The following is a 5,880-nucleotide window of genomic DNA, read 5'->3' on the forward strand; positions in this document are numbered from 1 at the left end:
TTGTGAATACAGGTTCTAAGTGGTTTATACAGAAAGCAAACTCATGCTATTGGTTAAGATGATTTCCAGTTGACGCAGACTTAAAAAAACGGTATAATAAGAAAGTTGAGAATTGATTTTCAGTTGTCTTAGTCCAGAGAAATGGCGGTGCTGCGAGCCATCTAAGCTAGGAAATCATGCTACTCGATGTCACAATTGCATAAGAATAAGAGAATGACAAGTTCATTGAATGAAGGTGGTACCGCGGTTTTTCGCCCTTCGTGATGTGAGCTTGTCTTTTGATTTTTGGAGGTGTTTATGAAGACATTTCTCGTGAAACAAAAGTTTCGTCTTGGAGGCGAACGCTTCGATATCAAGGATGATAGAGGAGTGGTAAACTATCAGGTGGAGGGATCTTTCTTCCAAATTCCTAAGACCTTTACCATCTATGACGCCTATGGTGAGCAAGTCAGTGAGATTAGTAAAGAATTTTTCACCTTACTTCCTCGCTTTACTATTCAGCTACGAAACGGTTCCAATTTCGTTATTCGTAAGAAGTTGACCTTCTTTCGAGATAAGTATGAGTTTGATGATCTAGGGCTTCGTATCGAGGGCAATATCTGGGATTTGGATTTCAAATTGCTGGACGATCGCGATCAGCTTGTCGCCGAGATTCGGAAAGAGATTTTCCATTTGACCTCAACTTACACTGTAACCGTCTATGAAGACTCTTATGCAGACCTGGTCATTTCCCTCTGTGTCGCGATTGACTATGTGGAGATGCTGGAAAGCCAATTAAATTAAACAAGTAATAAGGAGATATTATGAAACAACTATCTAGTGCTCAAGTTCGCCAAATGTGGCTAGATTTCTGGGCAAGCAAAGGGCACTCTGTAGAACCATCAGTCAGCTTGGTTCCTGTAAACGACCCAACTCTTTTGTGGATCAACTCTGGGGTAGCAACCCTTAAGAAATACTTTGACGGGACCATTATCCCTGAAAATCCACGTATTACCAATGCGCAAAAAGCGATTCGTACAAACGACATTGAAAACGTCGGGAAGACTGCGCGTCACCATACTATGTTTGAAATGTTGGGGAATTTCTCTATCGGGGATTACTTCCGTGATGAAGCTATCACTTGGGCTTATGAGCTTTTGACAAGCCCAGAATGGTTTGATTTTCCTGCTGAAAAACTGTACATGACCTACTATCCAGACGATAAAGATTCTTACAACCGCTGGATTGAAGTGGGAGTGGATCCGAGCCACTTGATTCCAATCGAGGACAACTTCTGGGAAATCGGTGCGGGACCTTCTGGACCTGATACTGAGATCTTCTTTGATCGTGGAGAAGCATTTGACCCAGAAAATATCGGTGTTCGTTTGCTTGCAGAAGATATCGAAAACGACCGTTACATCGAAATCTGGAACATCGTTTTGTCACAATTCAACGCTGATCCAGCTGTACCTCGTAGTGAGTACAAGGAATTGCCACACAAAAACATTGATACGGGCGCTGGTTTGGAGCGTTTGGTGGCAGTTATCCAAGGGGCTAAGACAAACTTTGAAACGGACCTCTTCATGCCAATCATTCGTGAAGTTGAGAAATTGTCTGGTAAGGTTTATGACCAAGACGGCGACAACATGAGCTTCAAGGTTATTGCGGACCACATCCGTTCCCTTTCGTTTGCCATCGGTGATGGCGCTCTTCCAGGAAATGAAGGTCGTGGCTACGTTCTTCGTCGTCTTCTCCGTCGTGCCTCTATGCACGGTCAAAAATTGGGGATCAACGAGCCTTTCCTTTACAAACTCGTTCCAACTGTTGGAAAAATTATGGAAAGCTACTACCCAGAAGTGCTTGAAAAACGTGACTTTATCGAGAAAATCGTTAAGAGCGAAGAAGAATCATTTGCTCGTACCCTTCACTCAGGTCAACACTTTGCAGAAACCATTGTAGCTGACTTGAAAGCTAAAGGACAAAGCGTTATCGCTGGTTCAGATGTCTTCAAACTCTACGACACATATGGATTCCCAGTTGAATTGACAGAAGAAATCGCTGAAGAAGCTGGTATGACTGTAGACCGTGAAGGTTTTGAAGCAGCCATGAAAGAGCAACAAGAACGTGCGCGTGCATCAGCTGTTAAGGGTGGCTCAATGGGTATGCAAAATGAAACCCTTCAAAACATCACAGTAGAAAGTGTCTTTAACTACAATGCCAGCCAATTGCCTTCTAAGTTGGTGGCTATCGTGGCTGACAATGCAGAAGTAGAAGCTGTTTCTGAAGGAACTGCCTCTCTTATCTTTGCAGAAACTCCATTCTACGCTGAAATGGGTGGACAAGTAGCGGACCACGGTCAAATCTTGGACGCAGCAGGGAACCTTGTAGCGACTGTAACGGACGTGCAAAAAGCACCAAACGGCCAACCATTGCACACAGTGGAAGTTCATGCTCCGCTTGCTTTAAATCAAGAGTACACATTGGCCATCGATACCAATCGTCGTCACCGTGTCATGAAAAACCACACTGCTACTCACTTGCTCCATGCCGCTCTTCACAATATCCTTGGCCACCATGCGACACAAGCAGGATCTCTGAACGAAGTCGAATTCCTTCGCTTTGACTTTACACACTTCCAAGCCGTGACAGCAGAGGAACTCCGCGCTATTGAACAACAAGTCAATGAGAAAATCTGGGAAGCTCTTGCGGTTAAGACCGTTGAGACAGACATTGATACTGCTAAAGAAATGGGAGCGATGGCTCTCTTTGGTGAGAAATACGGTAAAGAAGTCCGTGTTGTGACGATCGGGGACTACTCTATAGAGCTCTGTGGGGGTACCCACGTTGGCAACACTTCTGAGATTGGTCTCTTCAAGATCGTCAAAGAAGAAGGGATTGGATCCGGAACTCGTCGGATCTTGGCAGTGACTGGTAAGGAAGCCTTTGAAGCTTACCGTGAACAAGAAGATGCTCTGAAAGCTGTCGCAGCAACCTTGAAAGCCCCTCAACTCAAGGAAGTTCCTCATAAGGTTGAAGGACTTCAAGAGCAACTTCGTCAATTGCAAAAAGAAAATGCAGAATTGAAGGAAAAAGCCGCAGCGGCGGCAGCAGGTGATGTCTTCAAGGATGTGAAGGAAGTCAACGGCCACCGTTACATTGCAAGCCAAGTTTCTGTATCAGATGCAGGTGCCCTTCGTACCTTTGCGGATAACTGGAAACAAAAAGACTACTCTGATGTGCTTGTTCTTGTCGCAGCTATCGGTGACAAAGTCAATGTTCTTGTAGCTAGCAAGACAAAAGATGTGCATGCAGGAAACCTTGTCAAAGAATTGGCTCCAATCGTTGATGGACGTGGTGGTGGTAAACCAGACATGGCCATGGCAGGAGGAAGCAACCAAGCGAAAATCCAAGAACTCTTGGAGGCAGTAGCAGGTAAATTATAAGACAATGAAGATCTATCCATTTGGGTAGGTCTTTTTGTGCATACAAAAAAGCCAAATCCGGTTGGATTTGACTTGTACCTGATAGGTTTATTTTGCTGCCCAGACACTGACTGAACCTGCTGCTACTGGAAATTCTCCATAACCTTCAGCATTGATTGTAACTTGTGCTGGGTGATTTTCAAGGAGGTCAACAAAGGTTTGCTCAGCCCATTCTTGCCCGACAAACATAGCCTTGCTGTTTTCTTGGTCATTGGAGATAAGGACAGCGATTGGAGATTGATGTTCAGCACCTGAACGGACCCAACCGATACAGTTGGCATCATCAAGGTAGTCTGTTTGCCCTCCATAAGCCCTGTCTTTTCGGATGGCTAGGAGGCAGTCAAGAACTTCTTTGAAATCTTGTTGAGCATATTGCCCTGAAATGCCGTAATAATCTCCGTAAAAGACACATGGAAGCCCATCTTGACGTAACAGAATGAGGGCATAGGCTGCTGGCTTGAACCATTCTTCAACAGTAGACTCAAGTGCTTGACCTCTTTGAGTATCATGGTTGTCAACGAAAGTGACAGCCTTGTCAGGCTTGAGTTCAACCAAGCTGTCTGTGAAAATGCCACGAAGATCGTAGTTTGCTCCAGCTTGACTGGCTTCAAAGAGGTTTTGGTGGAGACGAACATCGACAAGATCAAAGCGTTCCTCCGTTTTTTCGAGATAGTCTAGGTTGGCTTCTTTATCTGGATTCCAAAATTCACCAAAAACATAGAAATCGTCACCATATTTTTCCTTCATATCACGGATGAAATTGCGCATGAAGAAAGAGTCAATATGCTTAACAGCATCTAAGCGAAAACCAGCTATACCAGTCGTTTCCATGAACCAGTCAGCCCAGTCATAGATGTTTTGGATGACTTCAGGATGCTTAAAGTCTAGGTCCGCATACATGAGGTAGTCGTAGTTACCGTTTTCGTTATCGACCAATTCCTCATTTGCCCAACCTTTATTGTCTCCCTGAATCAGGTAAATGCCAGACTTACGGCGATTGGCATCGTAGTCTGTACCTGTGAAGTGGTACCAGTGCCAGTGGAAGTCATTATAGGTATTTTGCCGACCATCGAAAGTAAAGTGAGTCCAGCCATTGATAGTAAAAGGTTCGCTTAGTTGAACGGTACGATCCTCAGGATCCACTTCAATAACCTGAAAGGCTTCCATATGATCGGCAGCGGCCTTGTGGTTGAGCACCACGTCGGCCATAGGTTGAATTCCCTGTGCCTTTAGGGCTTGAATGGCTTGAAGATAGTCTTCTTTAAACCCATACTTGGTACGGACAGTTCCTTTTTGGTGAAATTCGCCTAGGTCAAAAAGATCGTAAACACCATAGCCTACATCTTTTTCGTTGGTTGCCTTGAAGGCAGGTGGCATCCAGACATGGCTGATACCAAGGTTTGCTAGGTGTTCTGCGTCATTTGTTAGTCGATTCCAGTGTTGGCCGTCGTGAGGCAGATACCATTCAAAGTATTGCATAAGTGCCTGATTTTTCATTTTTTTCCTCTTGCTTATCAATGTTGTGTTATATTCTACCATAAAGTTTATCCACAAGCAAACGTTTGCATAAATTTCTATACTTATTTTTAGAATTGTTTATTTTTAGAGATTAGCATTCCTTTTCATTGGTGAGAAAAGATAGATTGGGATGAGAAGTGAACTGAACAAATTTTTTTAGAAAAAATTACACTCAGTAAACTAAAGTACATATGGTTAAACGGTTTCTTTTTTGAGAATTGTCACAAAATTTGCTATAATAGTAGCTATGAATAGAATTAGGGTCAGCAGACGTGTTGAAAAAAAGCTAGCTAAGGGTCTAGTTCTTTTGGGAGCAAGTGATTTAACAGATATTGATCTGACAGATCAGGCAGTAGAAGTGCAGAGTCAAGATGGAAACTTTCTTGGGAGTGCCTACCTTTCTCAGCAAAACAAGGGCTTGGGCTGGTTTGTTAGTAAGGACAAGGTGACCTTCAATCAAGCTTTCTTTGAAACACTGTTTAGACAGGCTAAAGAAGAGAGAAAAGCCTACTATCAAGATGATTTGACAACTGCCTTTCGTCTCTTTAACCAAGAGGGGGATGGCTTTGGCGGTCTGACTCTTGATCTCTACGGAGATTATGCTGTCTTTTCTTGGTACAACTCCTTTGTTTACCAGATTCGTGAGTTGATAGTAAAGGCTTTTAAGGAAGTTTTTCCTGAGGTCTTAGGGGCTTATGAGAAGATTCGTTTTAAAGGTCTAGATTACGAGTCTGCCCATGTTTATGGTGAGGAGGCGCCAGATTATTTTACTGTTCTTGAGAATGGCGTGCTCTATCAAGTCTTTATGAATGATGGCTTGATGACAGGGATTTTCCTAGACCAGCATGAGGTTCGTGGGAGTCTGGTTGACGGTCTAGCCATGGGCAAATCCTTGCTCAAT

3 protein-coding genes and 1 pseudogene are annotated in these 5,880 nt (G+C 43.6%); 3 read left to right on the forward strand and 1 reads right to left on the reverse strand.

Annotation, left to right across the window (positions count from 1 at the left end):
• Positions 1 to 297: 297 nt before the first annotated feature.
• Both SORDD16_RS03325 and alaS read left to right on the forward strand, forming a co-directional pair.
• Positions 298 to 783 carry an LURP-one-related/scramblase family protein gene (locus SORDD16_RS03325; protein WP_061452377.1) on the forward strand — a complete coding sequence of 162 codons (486 nt, stop codon included), beginning with the start codon at positions 298 to 300 and terminating at the stop codon, positions 781 to 783.
• Positions 784 to 803: 20 nt separating this feature from the next.
• Positions 804 to 3,422 carry an alanine--tRNA ligase gene (gene alaS / locus SORDD16_RS03330; protein ID WP_061452378.1) on the forward strand — a complete coding sequence of 873 codons (2,619 nt, stop codon included), beginning with the start codon at positions 804 to 806 and terminating at the stop codon, positions 3,420 to 3,422.
• Between the two features lie 87 nt (positions 3,423 to 3,509).
• Here alaS and SORDD16_RS03335 read toward each other — a convergent pair whose 3' ends face one another.
• Complete coding sequence (locus SORDD16_RS03335; protein ID WP_061452379.1) at positions 3,510 to 4,958, reverse strand: alpha-amylase; 1,449 nt, start codon at positions 4,956 to 4,958, stop codon at positions 3,510 to 3,512.
• A gap of 268 nt (positions 4,959 to 5,226) precedes the next feature.
• On the opposite strand from SORDD16_RS03335, the pseudogene SORDD16_RS11575 reads away from it, so the two are divergent.
• Positions 5,227 to 5,880: pseudogene (locus SORDD16_RS11575) on the forward strand (class I SAM-dependent rRNA methyltransferase); the annotation flags it as partial.

The organism is Streptococcus oralis, assembly GCF_001578945.1.
Classification (GTDB): Bacteria; Bacillota; Bacilli; order Lactobacillales; family Streptococcaceae; genus Streptococcus; species Streptococcus oralis_Q.